Raw genomic sequence first — 24,657 nt, 5'->3', positions numbered from 1 at the left:
AGCGTGGCATGCGTATCTCCGGGGCGCATGTGAACCGGGGGATCTGAGCTTTCGCCAGCCGTCACCCCCGTCGATCACGGCCCCGGACACCGACGCGCCACCCTGACGACGAGCTACTGGGGGTAGCAACCTAATGACCAAGAAGACGCGGATCCGTGTCGCGCGCATAGCGGCCGGCGCGATCATCGCCGCCGGTGCCTCGCTGACCGCCGCGGGTGCCGCATCGGCGCTCGACCTCGGTGTGACCGTGGACGAGAACGGTGTCAGCGCGGACGTCAACCTCGACGGCCCGGCCTCGCCCGACCCGACCGACACCGTTGTCCCGACCGCTCCGAACACGCCGAGCGAGCCGCCGACCTCGGAGCCGCCGACCTCGGAGCCCCCGACCTCCGAGCCGCCGACCTCGATTCCGCCGAGCGACGACCCGACGGAGCCGACCGACAACCCCACCGAGCCGACGGACGAGCCCACCGACACCCCGACGGACGGCAGCACCAGCGGCTCCGGCTCCACCGGCGGCAACAACACCGACCCCGACGGCGGCTCCTCCGCCCAGGAGGCGGGTACCTCCGCGCTCACCGACACCGGGTCGGACACGACGGCCCAGGGCAGCGGCGGTGAGCTCGCCGAGACCGGTGCCGGCCAGACCGCGTTCCTGCTGATCGGCGCCGCGACGATGATCGCCGGCGGCATCGCCTTCCGCGTGCTCCCGCGTCTCGCGAGCAGCAACCGCGGCGGCACGATCGCCTGACGGTAGCCGTCCCCGTACGGACCGTACGCACGTCGTACGACGAAGGACCCGGAGCATGTCGCTCCGGGCCCTTCTGCGTGTCCTTGTCCAGGCCGCCTACGCGGTCTGGTGCGCCACCAGCGCCAGCGCCGCGATCAGTACCGCGAGCAGGGCGATCAGTGCCATGGGGTTGAGATTGCCCCACGGATTCTCCTGCTGCAGCCGCGCGCGGTTCGCACGGCAGACGGGACAGCGGCCCTCGTTCACGGGCGCCGCGCAGTTCGCGCACACCAACCGGTCGTACGTCATGCGCTCGCCCTCCTTGCACCGGCTTTCACAGACACAACGCCCCGGGAAACCAGAACGTTCCCCCTCCACTGTGCCAGGTTCCGCTGGATTCGGCGCGGCTCGCCTTATCCTGCCCCGACCTTGTGCGTTCCAGCCCTGCAAATCCGCGACAAAACGTGCAAGCCTCGCGCAACCCCGGACGCCGACTGCGCGGGTACACCCGGGTCGCGTATGGTCACGCTCACCTACCCCCGGCTACCCGTGGTGCACCCGTGATCCGATTCGACAATGTCTCCAAGGTCTACCCCAAGCAGACCCGCCCCGCTCTCAGAGACGTCTCCCTGGAAGTGGAGAAGGGCGAGTTCGTGTTCCTCGTGGGGTCCTCCGGCTCCGGAAAGTCCACCTTCCTGAGGCTGGTCCTCCGCGAGGAGCGGTGCAGTCAGGGCCAGGTGCACGTGCTGGGCAAGGACCTCGCCCGCATCTCCAACTGGAAGGTGCCGCAGATGCGCCGCCAGTTGGGGACCGTCTTCCAGGACTTCCGCCTGCTGCCCAACAAGACGGTCGCCGAGAACGTGGCCTTCGCGCAGGAGGTCATCGGCAAGTCCAAGGGCGAGATCCGCAAGTCCGTGCCCCAGGTGCTCGACCTCGTCGGGCTCGGCGGCAAGGAGGACCGCAGGCCCGGTGAGCTGTCCGGTGGTGAGCAGCAGCGCGTTGCCATCGCGAGAGCCTTCGTGAACCGGCCCAAGCTCCTCATCGCGGACGAGCCCACCGGCAACCTCGACCCGCAGACCTCCGTCGGCATCATGAAGCTGCTCGACCGGATCAACCGGACGGGCACCACCGTGGTCATGGCGACGCACGACCAGAACATCGTGGACCAGATGCGCAAGCGCGTCATCGAGCTGGAGAAGGGCCGCCTCGTCCGTGACCAGGCACGTGGCGTCTACGGCTACCAGCACTGACCGCCGTTCGACCGCCGTCTGATGTCCGTCCACGGAAAGGCCTGAAGAAGCCGCCATGCGCGCCCAGTTCGTACTCTCCGAGATCGGTGTCGGTCTCCGCCGCAACCTGACGATGACCTTCGCGGTCGTCGTCTCCGTAGCCCTGTCCCTGGCCCTCTTCGGCGGCTCGCTCCTGATGAGCGACCAGGTGACCACGATGAAGGGCTACTGGTACGACAAGGTCAACGTCTCGATCTTCCTCTGCAACAAGAGCGACGCCGAGTCCGACCCCAACTGCGCCAAAGGCGCGGTGACCGACGACCAGAAGGCGCAGATCAAGTCCGACCTCGGCAAGATGTCGGTCGTCGAGAAGGTCGTGTACGAGTCGCAGGACGAGGCGTACAAGCACTACAAGGAGCAGTTCGGCGACTCCCCGCTGGCCAGCTCCCTCACCCCGGACCAGATGCAGGAGTCGTACCGCATCAAGCTCAAGGACCCGGAGAAGTACCAGGTCATCGCGACCGCCTTCGACGGCCGTGACGGCGTCCAGTCGGTGCAGGACCAGAAGGGCATCCTGGACAACCTCTTCGGCCTCCTGAACGGCATGAACTGGGCCGCCCGCGCGGTCATGGCCCTCATGCTGGTGGTCGCCCTGATGCTGATCGTCAACACGGTGCGCGTCTCGGCGTTCAGCCGTCGCCGTGAGACCGGCATCATGCGCCTGGTCGGCGCGTCCGGCTTCTACATCCAGGCCCCGTTCATCATGGAGGCCGCGGTCGCCGGCCTCATCGGCGGCACGGTCGCCTGCGGATTCCTGGTCGTCGCCCGGTACTTCATCATCGACCACGGCCTGGACCTGTCCCACAAGCTCAACCTGATCAACTTCATCGGCTGGGACGCCGTCCTGACGAAGCTCCCGCTCATCCTCGCGACGAGCCTGCTGATGCCCGCGCTTGCGGCGTTCTTCGCGCTGCGCAAGTACCTGAAGGTTTGACGGTTCCCCTCCCTGCCAAGGGAGGGGATTCCTGGCTCAGGCCGCCTTCTGGAGCAGCGCTCCAGGAGGTCCTGCGCCCTCAGCACCAGCCGGGTTCAGACCAGCCCGGACGAGCATCACGCGGGCGGAGTTCCTGTCCCTGGGGGACACGGCTCCGCACGCGGTGCAGGTGTACGTGCGTTCCGACACCGGGAGGGCGTGCTTGGTTCTCGCTCCGCACCGTCCGCAGTCCATGGTGGTGTGCGCGGGATGCACCAGGCGCACGTCCCGTGCGTGCTTGCGCCCCATCTCGATCAGGGCCCGCTTCGTCGCCCCGATCGCGGCGTCCGCCGCCTTGCGTGCCATGGACGTCTTCGCGAGGAACTTCGGTCTGAAGTCCTCCACCGCGATCGCGTCATGGTCCCGCACGACCTTCTTGGCCCACTTGCGTGCGGTGTCCTGCCGTTGCCGGGCGATCTTCTGGTAGGTCTTCGCCCGCCATCGTTTCGCCTCGCGGTAGCCCTTCGAGGCCGCGTGGCCCTTCTTCGGCTTGCGGCGCGCCGCCATCCGGTCGTACCGGGACAGCTTCGCCTGACCCTTTCTGCCGTGCCCGGCATGGGGAAGGTCGTGGGCGTCGCTCGTGGTGGTGGCGGTCTCCCGCACGCCCCAGTCGACGCCGATCACCCGGCCGGTTCCGGGCAGCGGCGCGACCTCGGCGGGGACGACGAAGGAGGCGTACCAGTCGCCGACACTGTCCTGGTACACGCGCACCGACGAGGGCCCGGCGGGCAGTTGGCGCGACCACACCACGGTCAGGACGATCCCACCCGCCAGATGCAGCCGCCCGTCCTTCAAGCGGAAACCGCGCCGCGTGTAGTTCAGACTCGGACGGCTCTCGTGCTTCTTCTTGTAGCCGGGCATTCCCGCCCGGCGCGTCACCGACAGACGTTCCCTGATGTCCTTCAGGGCCTTCGCACGTGACGTGCCGAAGTCGCGGATCACTTGCTGCTGCGGGACGGACGCGCCCCCGGCCAGCCACGGCGTGATCGCGCGAGTCTCGGTCAACATCTTGTCCAGGAGAGCCGGACCGCACATCTCCCCATCCCGATAGGCCCTCTTGGAACGAGCGACACACTCGTTCCACACCCACCGGCAACGCCCCCACTCGGCCAGCAGCGCCCCTCTGGCAGTGGACGAGACCCGCAGCCGGTACGTGAACCGGGCATGGCCGCTCCGAGCAGCCTCCTGCGTTGCGACCATGTCCTCACCCCCGTTCACCGCAGACCGTATGCGCGACGCTCGAACACCTGGGCCGCATCCCGCCTGCTTCATACCGACGAGCGAATGCCCGTACGTCTGATCACTTCCGCGCGATTTCGCCGTGCCCCGCCCCAGACGCCTCGGTGACGCATGCCACGGCGGCCGTACGGGCAACCGCCCGTGCGGCCCTTCGCGTTGTCCTAGACTCACCGCCATGTCAGGCCGCGACCTGTTCTGTCAGCCCCGCCGCATCCGCCGCGGGGCCGCCCTGACATTGGTGTTCGCGAGCGTGCTGGTGGCCGGTGCGGCGACCGGATCGTTCGACGAAGCCGACCGGTCCGACCGGAAAACGGCGTCCGGTACGGCCCGTTCGGCGCCCGTCGGCCGTACCGAAGAGGTCGCGAAGGCCGCCGCCGACGCCAAGGCCGACGGCAAGTCGCCCATGGAGGCCGCCGAGCGGGCCGTCAGCCGCAGCGGGGACCGGTGGGGTGCCGTGTACTCCCCAGGGGAGTACGAGGAGTTCGAGGAGGCCCTCGACGGCCAGTACACCGGCGTCGGGCTCTGGGCCCGGCGCGAGCGGGACGGCCGGATCGAGGTGACCAAGGTGCAGTCCGGGTCGCCCGCCGCCGCCGCGGGTGTCCACAAGGGCGACCGACTGCGCACCGTCGACGGCGAGAACGTCGACGGGCAGCCCGTCACCGAGGTCGTCTCCTTACTGCGCGGTGACGCCCAGGACGCCGCCGCCGGCACCACCGTCACCCTCGGCCTGGAGCGCGGCACGCACGCGTGGAGCGAGACCGTACGACGCGCCCGCCTCTCCACCGACTCCGTGACGGTCCGCCGACTGACCGGTGCGGTCACCGTCATCAAGATCGCCGCGTTCACCAAGGGCGTAGGCGACCTCGTCCGCACCGCCGTACGGCAGGCCCCGGCCGAGTCCGCGTTCATCCTCGACCTGCGCGGCAACTCCGGCGGCCTGGTCACCGAGGCCGTCACCACCGCCTCCGCCTTCCTCGACGGCGGCCTCGTCGCCACCTACGACGTCGACGGCCGGCAGCGCGCCCTGCACGCGGACGCCGGCGGCGACACCACCAGACCCCTGGTCGCACTCGTCGACGGCGGCACGATGAGCGCGGCCGAGATGCTCACCGGCGCCCTCCAGGACCGCGGCCGCGCGGTCGTCGTGGGCTCCAGGACCTTCGGCAAGGGCTCGGTCCAGATGCCGAGCCAACTGCCCGACGGCGTCGTCGCCGAACTGACCGTCGGCCACTACCGCACCCCCTCCGGCCACACCGTCGACGGCGTGGGCATCACCCCCGACCTCGACGTCACCGCACAGGGACAGGCCGCCGTGGAGCGGGCCGAGACGGTACTGAGCGGGCTCGGAGACGCTTCCTGAGCGTTCCTGACGCCCGTCTGTAATCGCCTTTCCCTCGGACCCCCCTGTAGTGCGAAAATGGTCAGCACTATGAGCAAGGGAATGTACGTACCCAAGGAGTCCCAGCCCAAGCAGGGCGGTGGGGCCGCCGGTGGCAAGGCCAGGGACGGCGAGAAGGGTGGCAAGCGCAAGATCGTCGCCCAGAACAAGAAGGCCCGGCACGACTACGCGATCATCGACACCTACGAGGCCGGGCTCGTCCTCTCCGGTACCGAGGTCAAGTCGCTGCGTGAGGGCCGGACCTCGCTGACCGACGGCTTCGTCCAGATCGACGGGGGCGAGGCGTGGCTGCACAACGCCCACATCCCCGAGTACCACCAGGGCACCTGGACCAACCACTCCGTGCGCCGTAAGCGCAAGCTGCTGCTGCACCGCGAGGAGATCGACAAGCTGGAGGCCAAGACCCAGGAGACGGGTCACACGATCGTGCCCCTTGCCCTGTACTTCAGCAACGGCCGGGCCAAGGCGGAGATCGCCCTCGCCCGAGGCAAGAAGGAGTACGACAAGCGGCAGACCCTGCGCGAGAAGCAGGACCGCCGTGAGTCGGACCGCGCGATCGCGGCGGCGAAGCGGAAGCAGCGCGGCGAGTAGCCACGAGGAATACGGTGGCATCGCCGCGCGTTGTTCACGTACGATGGCTACTGCACCCCACAGCGGGTGTGTAGCGGTTTGAAAAAACAACATGGGGATGATCGGTTTCGACAGCGGCTGTCGAAGCAGGTGAAGCGTGTCGAGGAAGCGGCAATGATCTCGTTAACCATATGTCGCAACCAATAATCGCCAATTCCAAGAGCGATTCCCAGTCCTTCGCCCTCGCTGCCTAATAACAGCGACTGAAGGACCCTAAAAGGGTGTCAGCCCGGGGGTGTTCCCGACCCGGACCCTGGCATAATCTAGGGAACTAAACCATCGAGCCCGGTCACGGGGTTCGATGGGAAATCAAACAGTGACTGGGCCCGTCGGCGACTTGTTCGCGTGATCACCGGGGCCGAGAAAATCACAGCGAACTGCACACGGAGAAGCCCTGATTCTGCACCGGTGGACGCGGGTTCGATTCCCGCCATCTCCACTCATCCCATGTGGGTAAGGCCCCGCACTGCTTTGGCAGTGCGGGGCCTTTTCCTTTCCCTTTCGTTCACTGAAGCGTCGTTCACTGAAGCGCGAAGGCCGATATGCGCAGGCCGTCGCTCAGGACGAGATACACGTCGCCACGGCCTTTCGCCGCGCCGCCCGCGAGCTCCGCGGTCACCGTCTCGTAGTCGTACGACGACGGAGTCGCCGCCGTGCGAACCGTCCCCACCAGCCTGCCTGTCGCGGAACCCAGCCGGACCTCGATCGTGCCGGCGGCGGTACCCGCCACCCGGGCCGTGAACTTCCTCGCCCCCGTGCCCAGTTGCGTGTCCGCGAACTTCAGCCATGCCCCGTCCGTCGCCGCGCCCACCGCAGTGCCGCTCGCCTTGGACTCGTCCACGAGGTGAATGCCGGAGTAGTCGTCGAAGTTCTCGGCGCGGGTCGTCCGGGAGAGGTTCCGCGGTGGGATGGTCTCGCCGTGGACGCGCCAGGTCGTGCGGGAGCGGATGTCGGTGGAGGAGGCGCCCGCCATGACGTCGTACGTGCCGCTTTCCACCACCCATTTCGAGCGGGTGACGTCCCAGTGGGCCAGGTCCTTCTGCTGGAGTTTCAGCGCGACCGTTTTCGTCTCGCCCGCTTTGAGCGATACCCGCTGGAATGCTTTCAGTTGTTTCAGGGGTTCCTTGTCGCGGGATGTGCGCTGGTGTGTGTAGAGCTGTACGACCTCGTCGCCGGCCCGCGTGCCCGTGTTCGTCACCGCGACCTCGTAGCCGCCGGTGACGGGTTTCAGGGCGCCGTAGCGGAAGGTCGAGTAGGAGAGGCCGTAGCCGAAGGGGTAGAGCGGGGTGCCCTGGAAGTACTGGTAGGTGCGGTCGGACTTGATGATGTCGTAGTCGAGGATCGAGGGGAGGTCCGCGGCCGACCGGTACCAGGTCTGGGTGAGGCGGCCGGACGGGTTGACGTCGCCGTAGAGGATGTCGGCCAGGGCGTTGCCCGTCTCCTGGCCCGCGTGGGAGGTCCAGAGGAGGGCCGGGATCTCCTGCTGCACGGCGCCCAGTGTGGTGGGGTAGCTGTTCTCGACCACGACCACCGTCTTCGGGTTGGCCCGGTGGACCGCCTTGACCAGGGCCTCCTGGGAGGGGGCCAGGGACATGTCGGTGCGGTCGTGGGCCTCGCGGCCGTTGATCGACGGCATGGAGCCGATGACGACGACCGCCGTGTCCTTGCCCTTCACCGCGGCCACGGCGTCGTCGACACCGCTGCGGATCACGTCCTTCGCGTAGTGCGCGGCCTGGTCCTTCGGTACCAGGCCCAGGGTGCCGTTCGCGTCGGTCGGGCCCAGGTAGACCGGGCTCGACCACCAGGACTCGGCGGTCTCGTAGCCCGCGTACTTCAGCATGTACGTGCCGTCGTCCTGCTGTTCCAGCTCGAACTGCTGCTGGACGTACCAACCATTGGGCTGCGTCTGGTCGTTGACGAAGTTCGACCAGTTGTAGCCGACGTACTTGCCGTTGGCGGCCGAGCGCAGGGTGACGATGCCCGAGCCCCAGTCGAACGAGTCGAACTGGGCGGCGGTCGTGGCGGTGTCCGTGTTCTCCTGCAAGGCTGCGCCCGAGTCGCCCGTGCCTGCCGTGACGTACTTGCCGGTCGCCGTGTCGCGCAGGGCGATGCGGTCGACTCCCTCGCTGGTGGCCACAGGTGTGTTCAGCTTCGAGGCGATGCCCTGCGCGGGGGTGACGGCGTAGGGGAGCGTGCCCGAGTACCAGTCGGTGTAGAGGGTGTCGGCGAGCGGGCCGACCACGGCGACGTTCTTGCCCGAACTCCCCAGGGGCAGTGTGCCGTTGTTCTTCAGCAGCACCGTGCCCTCGGCCGCCGCCTTGCGCGCCAGCTTCTGGTGCGCCGGACTGTTGATGACCGACGCGTCGATCGAGCCGTACCTGCCGCCGCCCGGGTCGAACTCACCGAGCCGGACGCGGACGGAGAGGATGTCCGACACCGCCCTGTCTATGTCCGGCACCTTCAACAGACCTTGCTGGAGGGCCGAGTTGACGGCCGCCGTCGTCGGGCCCGGGTCCGCGCTGTTGTCCGTGAAGCTGTCGACGCCGGCCTTGAGGGCCGCCGCGTCGCCCTCCGCGATCGTGGGGTAGTACTGCTGCGGGGTGACGAGATTGCCGGGGGCGAAGGCGTCGGTGACGTTCAGCAGCTTCTGGTCGGTCCAGCTCCGTACGGTGTCGTCCAGGTCCGGATTGACCGTGGCGGGGCGGCCGTTGACCAGGTTGTACGACGTCATCACACCCGTGGCCGCGTCCGCCGCGATCGCCGGTCGGAAGGCGGCCTCGTCGTACTCCTTCTCCACCCGTGGGCGCAGGTCGGATGACGTGGTCGCGCGGTCCACCTCGTTGTTGTAGGCGAGATAGTGCTTCAGGGTGGGGGCCGTCTTGAGGTGGTCCGGGTCGCCGCCGGTCAGGCCCTCGCCGTACGCCGTCGACAGGGCGCCGGTCAGCTCCGGGTCCTCGCTGTAGCCCTCCTCGTTGCGGCCCCAGCGCGGGTCGCGGAGGAGGTTGACCACCGGGGCCCAGAGGTTCAACCCCCAGCCGTCAGGGCGCTGTTGCTGGAAGCCGCGGGCCTCGTCGCCGACCGCCGAGCCGACCTGTTCCATCAGCGCGGGGTCCCAGGTGGAGGCGAGTCCGACGGCCTGCGGGAAGACGGTGGCCTTGCCGAGCCAGGCAACGCCGTGCAGGGCCTCGGTGCCGGTGCGGAAGGACTGGATGCCGAGGCGGGGGATCGCGGGTTCGTACTGGTGGAGGAGGGAGATCTTCTCGTCGAGGGTCAGCCGGCCGAGCAGGTCGTCAACGCGCTTGCTCACGGGGAGCGTCGGGTCGCGGAAGGGGTACGGGGTGTCGGCCGTCGCCGGGACCGTCGCTCCCAGGCCGACGATCAGGGCGAACGCCACGATGAGCGTGGTTCTGCGACTTGTTCTGTGACTTGACCTGTGACTTCTTCTCTTGCCTTTCATGTCGCGGCTCCTTCGAGTAGGGCCTTGCACCAAAGGGGTTGTGGTCAGGGCGCGTTCCGCGGCGCCGTGCTCGCGCGTTCCGTAAGCCGGGGGGACAGCAGCGTCGCGTCGGGCACGGTCTTGCCGCCCAGCTTCTTCATCAGCAACTCGACTGCCCTGGACCCGAGTTCGGCGGCGGGCAGCGCGACCGAGGTGACCGGGACCCGTACGGACTCGGCGAGTTCGTCGGGGCAGATCGCGGTGACCGACAGATCGCCGGGGACGCGCAGGCCGAGCTGCTCGAAGGCGTCGATGAGGGGTTCCAGGAGGGCTTCGTTGTGGACGACGACTCCGGTCAACGCGGGCTGTTCGCGCAGCAGTTGTTCCGCCACGGCCGATGCCGCGGCGGGCGCCGCCTCGCAGGGGTGGACGGAGGAGGCGAGCTTGTTGCGGTCGGCGGCGGCGGTGAAACCCTGAACGACGCGCTGGGCGAAGGCGGTTCGGCGGACGTACACCTCCGGCGGTGAACCGACGAGGGCGACGACCCGGTGCCCGAGCCCCGCGAGGCGCTCCACGCACAGCTCACCGGCCGCCCTGAAGTCCAGGTCGACACAGGTCAGTCCGGCCGCCTCGGCGGGGAAGCCGATCAGCACGGACGGCCGGTCCAGGGAGCGGAGCAACGGCAGCCGGGGGTCGTCGAGTTGGACGTCCATCACGATCATCGCGTCGACGAGCGCGGAGTCCGCGACCCTCCTCAGGCCCTCCTCGCCCTCCTCCTGGGTGAGCAGCAGCACGTCGTGGTCGTGACGGCGGGCGGTGGTCGCCACCGACATCGCGAACTGCATGACCACCGGGACATGGATGCCGGACCGTAAGGGGATGACGAGGGCCAGCACGTTCGAGCGGCTGCTGGCCAGGGCGCGGGCGCCGGCGTGCGGACGGTAGCCCAGCTCGCGGATGGACGCCTCGACGCGCTGCCGGGTCTCCTCGGAGATCGGGCGCTTGCCGCTCAGCGCGTACGACACGGTGCTGGGGGAGACCCCGGCGTGCCGGGCCACATCGGTGATCTTCACCATCAGCCCAGCTCCAGGGTGAGGAACCCGCTGCCCGACTTCGACCGTTCACCGGCGGCCAGCGCCCATACCACGGACGGGTCGCTGCAGGACGCCCGGAGCGTGTCCCCCTCCCGTACGACGGTGAAGGTCACCTCGCCGACCGGCACCGTCACCTGCGCGCCCCGCCCCAGGCCGTACGCCCGCAGGGTGACGCCGTCGGCGTAGTCGTAGTCGGGCCGGTCGGTCACCGCGCCGACCGGGAGCACCGCGCCCGGCCGCACCAGCAGCGGCACACTGTCGAAGCCGTGCTTCTCGCGCACCCAGCGCGGGCCGGTGACCGTGCGGCCGGTGAGGTAGTGGGTCCAGGTGCCCTCGGGGACGTAGTACGAGACGTCCCCGTCGTCGCTGAACACGGGCGCGACCAGCAGGTCCGGGCCGAGCATGTACTGCCGTTCCAGATGCGCGCACCCCGGGTCGTCCGGGAACTCCAGCACCATCGCTCGCATCATCGGCACGCCCTCGGCGGAGGCGGTGCGCGCGGTCTCGTAGAGATACGGCATGAGGCTCAGCTTCAGGCGGGTGAACTGCCGTAGGACGTCCACGGATTCCTCGTCGAAGAGCCACGGGACGCGGTACGACGAGCTGCCGTGCAGGCGGCTGTGCGAGGACAACAGGCCGAAGGCCAGCCAGCGTTTGAAGAGGGCGGGGGTCGGGGTGCCCTCGAAGCCGCCGATGTCGTGGCTCCAGTAGCCGAAGCCGGACAGGCCCAGCGAGAGGCCGCCGCGCAGGGACTCGGCCATCGACTCGTACGTCGCCTCGCAGTCGCCGCCCCAGTGAACGGGGTACTTCTGGCTGCCCGTTGTGGCCGAGCGGGCGAAGACGACGGCCTCTCCCTCGCCGCGGTGTTTGCGCAGGACGTCGAAGACCGTGCGGTTGTAGAGGTAGGTGTAGTAGTTGTGCATCCGCTCGGGGTCCGCGCCGTCCGCGTAGGCGACGTCGACGGGGACGCGCTCGCCGAAGTCGGTCTTGAAGCAGTCGACGCCCTGCGCGAGGAGCGCCTCCAGCTTTCCGGCGTACCAGTCGCGGGCGGCCGGGCTGGTGAAGTCGACTAGGGCCATGCCCGGTTGCCACAGGTCCCACTGCCAGACGCTGCCGTCCGGTCGGCGCAGGAGGTGACCGAGTGCCTTGCCCTCGGCGAAGAGCGGCGAGCGCTGCGCGATGTACGGGTTGATCCAGACGCAGATGTGCAGGCCCTTGGACTTGAGCCGGGTGAGCATGCCCTCCGGGTCGGGGAAGACCCTCGGGTCCCACTGGAAGTCGCACCAGTTGAACTCGCGCATCCAGAAACAGTCGAAGTGGAAGACGGAGAGCGGGAGTTCACGCTCCCGCATGCCCTCGATGAACGACGTCACCGTCTCCTCGTCGTAGGAGGTGGTGAAGGACGTCGACAGCCACAGGCCGAACGACCAGGCGGGCGGGAGGGCCGGGCGGCCGGTGAGGGCGGAGTACTTGCGGAGGATGTCCTTGGGCGTCGGGCCGTAGATGACGTAGTACGTCAACTGCTGGCTCTCCACGCTGAACTGGACCCGGGAGACCGCCTCCGAACCGACCTCGAAGGAGACCTTTCCGGGGTGGTCGACGAAGACGCCGTAGCCGGCGTCGGTCAGGTAGAAGGGGATGTTCTTGTAGGCCTGTTCGGTGGCGGTGCCGCCGTCGGCGTTCCACATGTCGACGACCTGGCCGTTCTTGACGAGCGGGCCGAAGCGTTCGCCGAGTCCGTAGACGGACGTGCCCACTTGGAGCCCGAGCTGCTCGCGCAGATAGTGGGCGCCGGTCGCGTCCCGCATGATGCCCATGCCCTTGGGGCCGCTGCTGGTGAGGACGCGGCCGTGGGCGAGGAAGTCGACGTGCCAGGGGCCGGTGCGGGCCACTTTCACCGACAGGGCGCCGGAGGTGAGGGTCGCGTGCTCGTCGTCGTAGGAGGTATGAACCGCGAACTCCTCCTTCTGGACGTCGAATTGGGGGCCGCGCGGCTGTTCGCCCTCGAAGTGGGTGAAGGTGACGCCGATGACGTCGGGCAACGGGGCGTGGGCGCTGATCGTCACGACCGGTCCCTTCAGCAGGTCGCCGCGGTGGCGGATCGGCATCGTCGGGGCGTGGATCTCCAGCGCGCCGTCCGGGGCGGTGACATCGAGGACCTCGACCGGGTGGGCGGCGGTGACGCCCTCGCGCATCAGCCAGTAGCCGTCGGTGAACTTCATGTGGGGGTCCCCTTACTACTTGACGGCACCCACGGCGATGCCGCGCGTGAGGGTCCGCTGGAAGACGAGGAAGAAGACGATGGCGGGCAACACACCCAGCAGGGCAGCCGCGTTGGTCATCGTGGCGTCCATCAGGCGCTGGCCCTGGAGGACGCCGAGGGCCACCGACACGGTCTGGTTGTCGTTGGAGATCAGCATGACCAGCGGGAGCAGGAACTCGTTCCAGGTCCAGATGAAGAAGAAGACCAGCAGGACACCGATCGTGGGGCGGCTGACCGGGACCACGATCCGCCACAGCACCTGCCACTTGTTCGCGCCGTCGATCCGGGCGGCCTCGAGGATCTCGCGGGGGAACTGGCTCAGTACGGAGGAGAGGAGATACGTGCCGAACGCCGCCTGGATCACCGTGAAGACGATGATGACGCTCAACCTCGTGTCGTACAGGCCGACTTGCTTGCTCAGGTAGTAGATCGGGTAGACCAGCGCCTCCTGCGGCAGCATGTTGGCGAGGACGAAGAAGGCCAGGACCCATGTGCGGCCCTTGATACGGCCGATGCCGATCGCGTAGGCGTTGAGGACGGAGAGGGCGGCGGCGAGGAAAGCCACCGAGCCGCTGATCAGGGCCGAGTTGAAGAGCTTCTGGCCGTAGTCGACGCGCTGCCAGAAGTCCTTGAGTCCGTCCAGGTAGAGGCCCTGGGGGAGGCTGAGCGGGCCGTGTTCGGAGTACTCGGCCGGTGACTTCACGGCGTTGACCAGGACGATCAGGAACGGGACGACCATGAAGAGGGCGGCGATGCACAGGGCGATCAGTACGGGGTAGCGGCGCAGGGCGGTCGTCATGCCCGATCACCTTCCTCCGCGCGGGTCTGGAGTTTCAGGAAGGCGAGGGAGAGCACCAGGATGATCAGCGTCAACACCGTTGATATCGCGGCTCCGTAGCCGACCTGGGTCTTCTCGAAGAACGTGGTGAAGGAGAAGTAGGACGGGACGTCGGTCGCGCCGCCCGGGCCGCCCTTCGTCAGGACGTACACCGCGCCGAACACCTTGAGCGCGGCGATCGTGCACCAGGTGAGGACGACGTAGATCTCGGGGCGGATCTGCGGCAGCGTGATGTGCCAGAAGCGGCGCCACCAGCCGGCGCCGTCGAGTTCGGCGGCCTCGTAGAGCTGGGGGTCGACGCGTTGCAGTCCGGCCATGAACACCACGAGCGGGAAGCCGAGTTGGACCCAGACCATGACGCCCATGACGCTGTAGAGCGCGAGGTCGGGGTCGCCGAGCCAGTCCTGTTGCCAGGAGCCCAACCCCACTGCTTTCAAGAGGGTGTTGAGGGAGCCGTTGTCGGGGGCGAGGATCCAGCTCCAGACGATGCCGGCGACCGCGATCGGCAGCACCTGGGGGAGGTAGAAGCAGGCGCGGAGGACGGTCGCGACACGGCTGCCGAAGTGTTTGGCGATGTAGTCGAACAGGGCGGCGGCGAGGACCAGTCCGATCACTGTCGGTACGGCCGCCATCGCCACGACCATGAACAGGCTGTGCCGGAAGGACGCCCAGAACTCCGCATCGTCCAGCAGGTCACGGTAGTTGGCGAGCCCGGTCCACTTGGGGTCGCCGACGCCCTGCCAACTCGTGAAGCTGACGGCCGTGTTCATCAGGAAGGGGACGACGATCACGGTGAGGGCGGCGAGGGCACCGGGGAGCAGGAACAGGGCGTACGAGTTGCGCGGGCGACGGGCCGGGTGCCTCACGGTGTGACGCTTGTCGAGCACCCGGCCGTCCTTCTCGACGGTGACCGTCATGTCGACGGAACGCCCTTGTCGTACGCCTTCTGCAGGTTGCTGAGATAGGCGTCCGGTTTCTCACTGTTCGTGATCAGCTTCTGGGTCTCGGAGACGAGGACGTCGTAGAAGCCGGGGACCGGCCAGTCCGGGTAGAAGGCGAGGCCGTCGCGGGCCGAAAGGGTGTTGAAGTTGGCGATGAGCTCCTTGGACTTGGGGTCCGTGATCGCGGAGGTGTCGGCCGCGACCGGGATGCCACCCTTGTTGCCCATCAGGTTCTGGATCTTCTTCGACAGGGTGATGTCGATGAAGTCGTAGGCGAGTTGCTTGTTCTTGGCGCCCTTGGGAACGACCCAGATGTTGCCGCCGGAGCCGAGGGTGAGGTTCGAACCGGGCCACAGGGTCGTGTCCCAGTCGAACTTGGCCTCCGTCTGGAAGCGGCCGTACCACCAACTGCCGGAGAACAGGATCGGTGCCTTGCCCTGGATCCAGGAGACGCCGGCGTCCTCGGCCTTGGTCGAACTGGAGGTCTTGGCGATGTAGCCCTTCTTCACCCAGTCGGCGAAGGTCGTCGCCGCGTACGTCCAGGCCGCGTCGTGGAAGTCCGTCTTGCCCTTGTACAGCTCGTACTTGTCGACCCAGGCGCGGTCGGCCTTCGACAGGGCGAGTTGGTAGAGGTACTGCTGGGCCGGGTACTCGGCGCCCGCGTTGGCGAGAGGGGTGATGCCCTTCGCCGCGAACTGGGCCATGGCGGCGGTCAGTTCGTCGAACGTCTTCGGCTCGGCGATCTTGTACTTCTGGAAGAGGGCCTTGTTGTAGTAGACCATCGTGTACTCGCCGTAGTCGGTGACGCCGTACCACTTGCCGGAGCCCATCACTCCGTTGGTGTCGTACATGTCCGTGGTGCCGACGCTCGCGGGGATCTTCTTGTCCCAGCCGCGCTTCGTCGCCTCGGCGGTGAGGTCGGTGAGCAGGCCTTGTTTGGAGAGCAGGCCGGCCGTCGCGTTGCCCTTGTTGTACTCCATGATGTCCGGGGCGTCGGAGGAGTTGAGGACCATCGGGGCGGTCTTCTGGATCTGCTCGAAGCCCTTCTCCTCGAACTTCACCTTGACGCCCGGGTGTTGGGCCTCGAACTCCTTGATGGCCGCGTTCCAGGCCACGCCCATCGCGCTGTCGGGGCCCTCGTAGTGCCAGAGCTTCAGGGTTTTGCTGTCTGAGGTACCGCTGTCCGAGCTGCCGCAGGAGGAGAGGAGCAGGGCTCCTGTCATGATCGCCGCGGCTGTCATCGCTTGCGTTCGGGTCGTCAGCATCCAGGGCCTCCGGGGGAGTTGGATGGGTGTCGAAGCGCTTCGATGGAGGAACGTATGTAGGTGGTGTTCGTGCGTCAATGGGTTAGGCGGAGATTGGCGCAAGCGGTTCGATGAGTTGTGCGTCGGGTACGGGTTGTGGGGGCTGGTCGCGCCCACGCGGCGGAGCCGCACATCGATACAGCCCCGCGCCCCTTAAGGAACTGTCCTGCTCTGTACTGCGATGGCCAGGGCGCTTGTTGCTGCCGCAACCGGCAGCCAGAATCCCGCCGTTGGTGAGGCATGGTCCGTTGCCCAACCCGCTGCCGCCGAACCGCACGCGATGCCCAGCAGCAACGCCGTCACCGCCAGGCTCATGCCCTCGTTCAACCTGCCTTCAGGGGTGCGGTGTTGGACGAGTGTCATCGCGGTGATCATCGCCGGGGCCGTTGCCATGCCTGCGAGCAGCAAGGCCGCCCCCAGTGCTGGTAGTGAGCCCAGCGTGCTTGCCGCCAGCAGCGGCAGGGGCATCAAGGCGCTCATCGCCAACAGGCACCACCGCAGGCGGAGTTCCGCGGGGCCCCTCGGTTTCAGCCTCCCGTACAGCAGGCCCGCCGCGCAGGAACCTGCCGCCTGGAGGGCCAACACCGCCCCGCCTGCCGCGCGGTGGCCGGCCGCGTTCGCGTACGCGAGCGTGACGACCTCCATCGAACCGAACACCGCGCCGGTCGCCACGAAACCGGCGATCAGGGGCGGGATGCCGGGGGAGCGGAGGGGAGACCTGCCCTTCGTCGTCGGGCTCGGCGGTGGCTCCGTCGAACGCTGGGCCGTGAAGATCAGGATCCCGGTCAGCAGGAGGACCGCTCCGGTCAGCGTCCCCGCCTCCGGGAAGAACGTGCCGCACAGGAAGGCCGCCAGTGCCGGGCCCAGCATGAAGCAGAGTTCGTCGGCGGCCTGCTCGAAGGAGTTCGCGGTGTGCAGGGCCTCTGTGTCGCCGTCGAGCAGGTGGGACCAGCGGGCACGGGACATGCCGCCGGTGTTGGGGGTGGTCGCCGTGGCCGCGTACGCGGCGAACAGGGTCCAGTCGGGGGCGCCGTAGTGGACGCAGAGGAGGAGGGCGAGGGAGCCGAGTACCGCAACTGCCGTTGCCGGTACGGCTGTTCTGGACTGGCCGTGTCTGTCGATGAGCCGGGCCGTCCAGGGAGCGGCCAGCGCGGTCGCCGCCAGCCCCGTCGCCGTCACCGCGCCGGCCAGGGCGTAGGAACCCCGTGAACCGGCGATCATCACCACCGCGCTCACGCCGAACATGCCTGCGGGGAGGCGGGCGAGGAGGTTCCCGGCGGTGAAGGCTCGGGTGCCGGGGATGCTGAACAGGCTGCGGTAGGTGGTCCGTTGGGGCATTCGGTGTGGCATGCGGCAACCGTCGCCCGGAGTGGATCACGGGGTCCAACACCTGCTCGGCGTCGATTCACGCACCTGCGTTGTAGGTTCGCCGGATGTCCTGGACACCGGCCCACGTGGACCCCCGACTTCTCCGTGCCTTTCTCGCCGTAGCCGAGGAACTGCACTTCACTCGTGCCGCCACTCGTCTGTATGTCGCCCAGCAGGCGCTCAGTCGTGATGTGCGGCGGCTGGAGCGGGAGTTGGGGGCCGAGTTGTTCGTGCGGACCACTCGGCAGGTGACGCTGACGGCGGACGGTGAGCGGCTGGTGCCGTACGCGCGGCGGGTGCTCGGGGCGCAGGACGAGCTGCTCGCCGCGTTCCGGCAGGCCCGGCCCCTGCTTGTCGATCTGAACTCGCCGGGGCTGGCCACCGGGCGCCGGGTGCTGCACCGGGCCCGTGAACTCGCCCCGGAACAGGAGCTGATGGCCCGGTACGAGAGTGGACTCGCCGGTGCGGCCGGGGAGTTGCTGGCGGGGCGGCTCGATGTGTCGTTCGGGCGGTTCGCCGGGCTGGAGCCGGTGCTGCGAGCCGGGCTCGATCATCAGCTCGTGCGCTACGAGCCGATGGCGGTCCTGCTGCCCGAGGGGCATCGGCTGGCGTCGCTCGCGGAGGTGCCGGTGGACGCGCTCGCGGGGGAGGCCGTGTACGCCGGTGCCGGGAATCCGCGTACTCCGGAGTGGACGGATCTCGCGCGCCGGCTGTTCGAGGGGCGTGACATCGAGGTCGCGCCGCCCGTACCCATGGCCGTAGGCGAAGAGGAGTTCGAGCGGGTCATGGCGAAGGCGCCGACGCCGATTCTCGCCGTGGTGGGTTTTCCGGCCATGCCTCGGATGGTGCTGAGGCCACTGGTGGACCCGGTGCCGTTGTCCCCTGTGTCGCTCGTGTGGCGAAAGGGGCTGGTGCACCCCGGATTCGATGCGCTTCGACGTGCTGCGGTGGAGATCGGCCATGCCCGTGGGTGGCTGCGGCGGCCGGTAGACGGGTGGATTCCAGCCATCGACGTGGACATGCTAAAAAGGAAAAAATGATGCATCACGGCACATGTGATGCCCCCTGTGCGCTACCTTCAGGGCCTGAGCACGGTGTGGTAAGGGGGGCGCGAGGACCGGGTGGGGGCCCGGTTCGGCGGCGTGTGCTCAGGGTCGTCTGCGCACCCGGAACAGTCCCGTGGGGGGATGTGCGTGCGCATGGAAAAATGGCGAGAAGACGCCCAACCGGAATGGCCCCAAGCTGCATCCGCGACCAGAGACGTACCGGTCATAGGCGGAGAGGCCGAGGCGGCGTTTCCGGACACCGGAGCGACTACCGGAGCTAGTGCTGGAACGACCGCTGGAACGACTGCCGGAGCACCTAGAGGATCAGAGATTCTGGAGGGCGGCCGGCATGTCGCCAAGGACGGTCGGCATGTCGGTTCGGACGGTCGGCATGCGGTCGCAGGCGGTCGTCATGGCGGCAAGGACAGCCGTCGTACGACCAAGGACGGTCGTCGTATAGGGACCGGGTGGCCCGAGCCGCCCGCAGTGAAGGACGTATCCGCCGTCGGCGCGGGACTCCTCGCCGATCCCTGGGGTGCGGCAGGGGGCACGGGAGCCGAGGCCGACCCCAACGAGGTGACCGTTCAGCTCGACGGGCCCGCTCAGCGGGCGGACGCGGGCGGCAAGAGCGGACCCGGCGCCGGTCACGACGGTTCCGACCGGCCCGTCTTCGTCGACGAGTCCGGCCGTCGCAGCCGTAGGTACCGCCGGATCGGCATGGCCGTCGGTATCGCGTGCGCGGTCTACGCCGTCGTCATCGTCGTCACCCTGCTGTCCGGCAGTTCGGACGCGCCGTGGCTGCCGGTGCCGGGGCAGAAGGACGACGCGCCCGCCGGGAAGGTCGACACCTCGCCGGTGCCGTCCGACTCCGGGCAGCCGTCCGGTGGCAGCGGCAGCGTGGCGCCGGGGAACATCCCGACGGCCAGCGACGGTACGACGCCGTCGCCCGGCGCGAAGGCGAGCGCGTCCGGCGCGTCCGTGGCGCCCGGTGCCAAGGCGAGCGCGTCCGCGTCGCCCGGGGTGTCCGCCAGCAAGAGCGCCTCGGCGCCGACGGGCGGCGGCGCGAGCAATCCGGTCGTACAGCCCTCGCGGTCCTCGGCCTCACCGCCGGTCTCCCCGACCCCGTCCGCCACCGTGAGCGCGCCGGTCTCTCCGACGCCGACCCCGAGCGCGACGACGGGCACCGGCACGGTGGCCGACGGCCCCAGCAGCCCGTCGCCCGTGGCGCAGGGCCCCGCCGCTCCTTCGGAACCGGCGCCGGCCCCGTCCAAGACCCCGGAGCACATCCTCTGATGGCATCGCACAACCGCCGCGCCAAGGCCACGAACCCGGCCCCGGGCGGCCGGCACGGAGCAACTCCGGCGGCTCCGACGACTCCGTCAACTCCCGGTGCCGGGAGTGGAGTTGGGCCCGGCGCTCCACAGGGAGCCGAGGGAGGCCTGCCGAACCGAACCGCGCCCCGCGCCCGGCGCGATCCCCGGCGCCGTCGTCTGTCCATGCGGTTCCTGCTGCCGATGCTGCTCCTCGTCGCGTTGCTCGCGATGCTGATGCTGCGCGGCTATGTGCACAGCGAGATCCTCGCCGACCACCGCATCCGCCCCGAGGCGGCGACGAACAAGGTGCCGGACAAGATCCTCGACGGCGGCCCGGTCATCGACACCCGCAGCGGCCGTACGACCAGCCTGGACGTGCCCGACCGCGACATCGTCCTGACCTTCGACGACGGCCCCGACCCGACCTGGACGCCCAAGGTCCTGGACGTGCTCAAGAAGCACCACGCGCACGGCGTCTTCTTCGTCACCGGCACCATGACCTCGCGCTACCCGGAGCTGGTCAAACGCATCGTGGACGAGGGCAACGAGGTCGGTGTGCACACCTTCAGCCACCCCGACCTCTCCTTCCAGTCCAAGAAGCGCATCGACTGGGAGCTGTCCCAGACCCAGTTGGCGATCACCGGCGCGGCAGGCATCCGTACGTCGCTGTTCCGGCCGCCGTACTCGTCCTCCGCCGACGCGATGGACAACCTGTCCTGGCCGGTGACCGAGTACATCGGCACCCGCGGCTACCTCACCGCCGTCAACAACACGGACAGCGAGGACTGGCAGAAGCCCGGCGTCGCGAAGATCATCAGCAACGCCACTCCGCGCGGCGGCAAGGGCGCGATCGTCCTGATGCACGACTCGGGCGGCGACCGGCACCAGACGATCGAGGCGCTGGACAAGTTCCTGCCGGAGATGCAGGCCAAGGGCTACCGGTTCGACAACCTCACCCAGGCGCTCGGCGCCCGCAGCGCGCTCACCCCGGTGACCGGCGTGAACCTCTGGAAGGGCAAGGCGTGGATCTTCCTGGTCCAGGCCTCGGACAACATCACCGACGTCCTGGTGGTCGGTCTGGCGATCACCGGGTCCCTGGTCATCGCCCGCTTCGCGCTGATGCTCCTGCTCTCCGTGATCCACGCCCGCCGGGTGCGGCGCAAGGACTTCGCGTGGGGCCCGCCGGTCACCGAGCCGGTCAGCGTGCTGGTCCCGGCGTACAACGAGGCCAAGTGCATTGAGAACACGGTCCGTTCACTGATGGCGAGCGAGCATCCCGTCGAGGTGGTCGTCATCGACGACGGCTCGGCGGACGGTACGGCGAGAATCGTGGAGGCGATGTCTCTCCCGAACGTCCGGGTCGTACGCCAGGTCAACGCGGGCAAGCCGGCCGCCCTCAACCGCGGCCTGGCGAACGCCAGTCACGACATCGTCGTGATGATGGACGGCGACACGGTCTTCGAACCGGCCACCGTACGGGAGTTGGTCCAGCCCTTCGGCGACCCGCGCGTGGGCGCCGTCGCCGGCAATGCCAAGGTCGGCAACCGGGACTCCCTCATCGGTGCCTGGCAGCACATCGAGTACGTGATGGGCTTCAATCTCGACCGCCGGATGTACGACGTCCTGCGCTGCATGCCGACGATCCCGGGCGCCGTGGGGGCCTTCAGGAGAAGCGCGCTGGAGCGGGTCGGCGGGATGAGCGACGACACCCTCGCCGAGGACACCGACATCACGATGGCGATGCACCGCGACGGCTGGCGCGTCGTCTACGCCGAGAAGGCCCGGGCCTGGACGGAAGCACCGGAGACGGTCCAGCAGTTGTGGTCCCAGCGCTACCGGTGGTCGTACGGCACGATGCAGGCGATCTGGAAGCACAGGGGCGCGCTGCTCGACCGAGGCCCGTCCGGCCGCTTCGGCAGGGTCGGCCTCCCGCTGGTGGCCCTGTTCATGGTGGTGGCCCCGATCCTGGCCCCGCTGATCGACGTGTTCCTGCTCTACGGCCTGGTGTTCGGCCCGACGGCGAAGACGTTCCTGGCCTGGCTGGGCGTCCTGGCGATCCAGGCGTTCTGCGCGGCGTACGCCTTCCGCCTGGACCGCGAACGCATGTCCCACCTCGTCTCGCTGCCCCTCCAGCAGATCCTCTACCGCCAACTCATGTACGTCGTACTGCTCCAGTCCTGGATCACGGCCCTCACCGGCGGCCGGCTGCGCTGGCAGAAACTGCGGCGCACGGGGGTCGTGGAGGCGCCGGGCGGACCGGTACCGACTCAACGCAGCGGCAGTGATCGGAGGACCGTGGCATGACGCACGGACACACGGCAGGTGCGGACACGGACCCGGGCCCGGAGTCGACGCCCGCGTACGGGATTCCCCAACAGCGCCGGCAGGAAGCGGAGTCGGCGCCGGAGCCGAAGAAGCCCAAGCCGGGGGGCGGCCGGGACCGCTACCTGGACCTCCTCCGCTCGATCGCCCTGGTCCGGGTGGTCGTCTACCACCTCTTCGGCTGGGCCTGGCTGTCGGTCCTGTTCCCTTCCATGGGCGTGATGTTCGCGCTGGCGGGTTCCCTGATGGCCCGCTCGCTGAACCGTCCCGCGCTGGGCGTGATCAAGGGTCGGCTACGGCGACTGCTGCCCCCGCTGTGGGCGTTCGGCGCTGTCGTGCTGGTGATGATGTTCGCGAGCGGCTGGCATCCCCTCAAGGACCCTGATCTGGGCGGCACTTGGTGGGGCGCGGCGAAGCTGTTCGACTACGTCGTGCCGTTCGGTGCGCCGCCGTATCCCGAGCATCTGGGGTCGGAGTCGGGCCTGTTGGAGAGCACGTGGGCGGACCAGGCGGCGGGCCCGCTCTGGTACCTGCGGGCGTATCTGTGGTTCGTGATCGCGTCACCGCTGTTGCTGTGGGCGTTCCGGCGGGTCCCGTGGGCGACACTGCTGGCGCCTTTGGCGTTGACGGCAGTTGTGGGCACGGGCCTGGTGACGATCCCCGGCGAGACGGGCAACGCGGTGTCGGACTTCGCGGTGTACGGGGGCTGTTGGGTCCTGGGCTTCGCCCACCACGAGGGGGTGTTGAAGCAGGTCCCGCGCTACCTCGCGGTGTCGGGCGCGACCGTGATCATGGGCTTCGGCCTGTGGTGGGCGTCGGGTCATCTGGGCCCGGACGGCTGGGACTTGAACGACATCCCGCTGGCCCAGGCGACGTGGTCCTTCGGCATCGTGGTGATCCTGCTCCAGTACTCGCCGTCCTGGCAGGAGCTGCCGGGTCGCCTGGCCCGCTGGGACAAGCTGGTGACCCTCTCCAACAACCGCGCCGTCACGATCTACTTGTGGCACAACCTCCTCATCATGGCCACGGTCCCGATCATCGACCAGTTGTACAGCCTCCCCTTCATGGAGAGCGAGACGGCGACCTCGTTCCTCGACAGGGCGGACACGCTCCTGATGTTCCTGCTGATCTGGCCGCTCATCGCGGTGGCGATCCTCGCGTTCGGGTGGGTCGAGGACCTCGCGGCGAAGCGGGGGCCGAGGTTGTGGCCCAACGGGGTCGGTGGTGGGGGGTCTCGGTCTCGGCGCAGGAGCTGACGAGCGAGGGGTGGTGGCCCGGGAGCCCGGCCCGGGTCAGCGGCCGTGCTGCCGCTCGGCTTCGTGGACCTTGGCGGTGAGTTCCTCCCTGGTGAACCGGGGCAGGTAGGCCGGCGTGCCCCGCTCGACGCGCCAGCCCTCGGCCAACTCCCCGATGTCCAGGGCGTCGAAGCCGAACTCGTCGACGAGCGCGGCCACCGTCGCCCGGGCTTCGGGGTCGTCACCGGCGACGATGGACGCGCGCCGGTTCCGTGTGCCGCGCGGTTGCGCGTCGTCGGTCAGCGCGACTGCCGGGAAGTGGTTGAAGGCCTTCACCACACGGGCCTGCGGCAGATGCCTCTGGAGCAGCTCGGACATGGTCGTCCGCCCCTCCTCCAGCTCGGGGATCACGCCGTCGCGGTCCGGGTAGTAGTTGCCCGCGTCGATCACGATCGTCCCGGCCGGGGGCTGCGGAATTTGGGTGTAGTTCGCCAGCGGGATCGCCACCACGATCAGATCGCTCTCTGCGACTACCTCCTGGGCCGTGGACCGTGTGACGCTCTCGCCCAGCTCCAGAATGATGTCGAACGGGATGTTCTGCGGGCCGCGTGAATTGCTCAGGAGAACGTGGTGGCCGTGGGCGGCCGCCAGACGCGCGATCTGCTTGCCGATGTTTCCGGCACCGAGAATGCCGATCTTCGCCATGGTGCACTTCCTGTGAGTCCCTGCCCGCTCCGGTCCGCACCGGAGTACGGGGTCATGACTCCACCCTGCGTGTTGGCATTAGTGTCAAGGTCAAACTGGGGGCTGCACGGCGTCGACGACGGCCTCGACCATCTCCAGGTAGCCGCGTACGGCCTCACGGGTGCGGGTGAGACTGTCGATGCGGCGCTCGATGTTGATCACCTGGCGGCGGAGTGCCTCGACGGTCTCCGGTGTCGCGCCCGCCTGCTGCTCGTCAGGGGTGTGCGGGTTCTCCTTGCACACGAGAATGGCGCGGATGAGTTCCGTGGTGAAGCCGGACTCCAGCAGCTCGCGGATCGTCAGCACCCGCTTGACCGCCGGTTCCGCGTACACGCGATAGCCGTTGGTGTCGCGGGAGGCGTGCAGGAGGCCCTGTTTCTCGTAGTAGCGCAGCAGCCGGGTCGGCACCTCGGTACGTCGCGCCAGGTCACCGATCCGCATGTCGTCGCCTTCCGCGTTGTCAGTGGACTTCTGCCAGACACGGTCGGGCATC

General features: G+C 68.6%; 19 protein-coding genes, 1 other RNA gene and 1 pseudogene. 10 read left to right on the top strand and 11 right to left on the bottom strand.

Annotated features, from left to right (window positions below):
* Positions 1–133: 133 nt before the first annotated feature.
* On the top strand, positions 134–751 hold the full coding sequence (locus tag OG223_RS21155) for a hypothetical protein (protein WP_329250822.1): 618 nt from the start codon (positions 134–136) through the stop codon (positions 749–751).
* A gap of 96 nt (positions 752–847) precedes the next feature.
* Here the strand turns inward: OG223_RS21155 and OG223_RS21150 are convergent, their stop codons facing one another.
* Positions 848–1,039 (bottom strand): hypothetical protein, encoded by a 192-nt coding sequence (locus OG223_RS21150; RefSeq protein WP_019056429.1) that lies wholly within the window; start codon positions 1,037–1,039, stop codon positions 848–850.
* A 251-nt stretch (positions 1,040–1,290) separates the two neighbouring features.
* Here OG223_RS21150 and ftsE point away from each other — a divergent pair, with 251 nt between their 5' ends.
* On the top strand, positions 1,291–1,980 hold the full coding sequence (gene ftsE, locus OG223_RS21145) for a cell division ATP-binding protein FtsE (protein ID WP_200687972.1): 690 nt from the start codon (positions 1,291–1,293) through the stop codon (positions 1,978–1,980).
* Positions 1,981–2,035: 55 nt separating this feature from the next.
* Positions 2,036–2,953, top strand: coding sequence for a permease-like cell division protein FtsX (gene ftsX, locus OG223_RS21140; protein WP_329250818.1), 918 nt, complete (start codon positions 2,036–2,038; stop codon positions 2,951–2,953).
* Between the two features lie 36 nt (positions 2,954–2,989).
* On the opposite strand, the gene OG223_RS21135 is transcribed toward ftsX, so the two are convergent.
* Positions 2,990–4,192 carry an RNA-guided endonuclease InsQ/TnpB family protein gene (locus OG223_RS21135; protein WP_329250816.1) on the bottom strand — a complete coding sequence of 401 codons (1,203 nt, stop codon included), beginning with the start codon at positions 4,190–4,192 and terminating at the stop codon, positions 2,990–2,992.
* Positions 4,193–4,406: 214 nt separating this feature from the next.
* On the opposite strand from OG223_RS21135, the gene OG223_RS21130 reads away from it, so the two are divergent.
* The 3 genes from OG223_RS21130 to ssrA all read left to right on the top strand — a co-directional run bounded on the left by OG223_RS21130 (position 4,407) and on the right by ssrA (position 6,702).
* The gene (locus OG223_RS21130; protein ID WP_329250814.1) at positions 4,407–5,591 is read left to right on the top strand and encodes a S41 family peptidase; all 1,185 of its coding nucleotides are present in this window, start codon (positions 4,407–4,409) and stop codon (positions 5,589–5,591) included.
* Positions 5,592–5,672: 81 nt separating this feature from the next.
* Positions 5,673–6,221 (top strand): SsrA-binding protein SmpB, encoded by a 549-nt coding sequence (gene smpB, locus OG223_RS21125; protein ID WP_033286711.1) that lies wholly within the window; start codon positions 5,673–5,675, stop codon positions 6,219–6,221.
* 93 nt (positions 6,222–6,314) lie between these two features.
* Positions 6,315–6,702, top strand: a transfer-messenger RNA (tmRNA) gene (ssrA, locus tag OG223_RS21120).
* 78 nt (positions 6,703–6,780) lie between these two features.
* On the opposite strand, the gene OG223_RS21115 is transcribed toward ssrA, so the two are convergent.
* From OG223_RS21115 to OG223_RS21085, 7 genes are all read right to left on the bottom strand, one after another.
* Entirely contained in the window at positions 6,781–9,654 is a 2,874-nt protein-coding gene (locus OG223_RS21115; RefSeq protein ID WP_329250811.1) for a glycoside hydrolase family 3 protein, read from the bottom strand.
* A 107-nt stretch (positions 9,655–9,761) separates the two neighbouring features.
* Entirely contained in the window at positions 9,762–10,772 is a 1,011-nt protein-coding gene (locus tag OG223_RS21110) for a LacI family DNA-binding transcriptional regulator (protein ID WP_329250808.1), read from the bottom strand.
* Positions 10,772–13,012 (bottom strand): alpha-xylosidase, encoded by a 2,241-nt coding sequence (gene yicI, locus OG223_RS21105; protein ID WP_329250805.1) that lies wholly within the window; start codon positions 13,010–13,012, stop codon positions 10,772–10,774. Before yicI ends, OG223_RS21110 begins: the two co-directional genes overlap by 1 nt.
* A 15-nt stretch (positions 13,013–13,027) precedes the next feature.
* Complete coding sequence (locus OG223_RS21100; protein ID WP_329250802.1) at positions 13,028–13,852, bottom strand: carbohydrate ABC transporter permease; 825 nt, start codon at positions 13,850–13,852, stop codon at positions 13,028–13,030.
* Complete coding sequence (locus OG223_RS21095) at positions 13,849–14,808, bottom strand: carbohydrate ABC transporter permease (RefSeq protein ID WP_329250799.1); 960 nt, start codon at positions 14,806–14,808, stop codon at positions 13,849–13,851. The genes OG223_RS21100 and OG223_RS21095 overlap by 4 nt, the downstream gene beginning before the upstream one ends.
* Positions 14,805–16,097 (bottom strand): extracellular solute-binding protein, encoded by a 1,293-nt coding sequence (locus tag OG223_RS21090; RefSeq protein WP_329250794.1) that lies wholly within the window; start codon positions 16,095–16,097, stop codon positions 14,805–14,807. Before OG223_RS21090 ends, OG223_RS21095 begins: the two co-directional genes overlap by 4 nt.
* Before the next feature lie 192 nt (positions 16,098–16,289).
* Positions 16,290–17,486 (bottom strand): MFS transporter, encoded by a 1,197-nt coding sequence (locus tag OG223_RS21085; protein WP_329250791.1) that lies wholly within the window; start codon positions 17,484–17,486, stop codon positions 16,290–16,292.
* 83 nt (positions 17,487–17,569) lie between these two features.
* Here OG223_RS21085 and OG223_RS21080 point away from each other — a divergent pair, with 83 nt between their 5' ends.
* The 4 genes from OG223_RS21080 to OG223_RS21065 all read left to right on the top strand — a co-directional run bounded on the left by OG223_RS21080 (position 17,570) and on the right by OG223_RS21065 (position 23,441).
* A complete protein-coding gene (locus OG223_RS21080) occupies positions 17,570–18,544 on the top strand; it encodes a LysR family transcriptional regulator (RefSeq protein WP_329250789.1) in 975 nt (324 codons plus the stop codon).
* 492 nt (positions 18,545–19,036) lie between these two features.
* Positions 19,037–19,843 carry a hypothetical protein gene (locus tag OG223_RS21075; RefSeq protein WP_329250786.1) on the top strand — a complete coding sequence of 269 codons (807 nt, stop codon included), beginning with the start codon at positions 19,037–19,039 and terminating at the stop codon, positions 19,841–19,843.
* Between the two features lie 203 nt (positions 19,844–20,046).
* On the top strand, positions 20,047–22,167 hold the full coding sequence (locus OG223_RS21070) for a bifunctional polysaccharide deacetylase/glycosyltransferase family 2 protein (RefSeq protein ID WP_329250783.1): 2,121 nt from the start codon (positions 20,047–20,049) through the stop codon (positions 22,165–22,167).
* The gene (locus tag OG223_RS21065; RefSeq protein ID WP_329250780.1) at positions 22,164–23,441 is read left to right on the top strand and encodes an acyltransferase family protein; all 1,278 of its coding nucleotides are present in this window, start codon (positions 22,164–22,166) and stop codon (positions 23,439–23,441) included. Before OG223_RS21070 ends, OG223_RS21065 begins: the two co-directional genes overlap by 4 nt.
* 36 nt (positions 23,442–23,477) lie before the next feature.
* Here OG223_RS21065 and OG223_RS21060 read toward each other — a convergent pair.
* Both OG223_RS21060 and OG223_RS21055 read right to left on the bottom strand, forming a co-directional pair.
* Positions 23,478–24,128 (bottom strand): annotated as a pseudogene (locus OG223_RS21060) (NADPH-dependent F420 reductase); the annotation flags it as partial.
* Positions 24,129–24,215: 87 nt separating this feature from the next.
* On the bottom strand, positions 24,216–24,656 hold the full coding sequence (locus OG223_RS21055; RefSeq protein ID WP_329250777.1) for a MerR family transcriptional regulator: 441 nt from the start codon (positions 24,654–24,656) through the stop codon (positions 24,216–24,218).
* Position 24,657: the final 1 nt, after the last annotated feature.

Source organism: Streptomyces sp. NBC_01478 (assembly GCF_036227225.1).
Taxonomy (GTDB): Bacteria; Actinomycetota; Actinomycetes; order Streptomycetales; family Streptomycetaceae; genus Streptomyces.
Note: the sequence above shows the minus strand (reverse complement) of the source record. Positions and strands in the feature narration are given on the sequence as shown.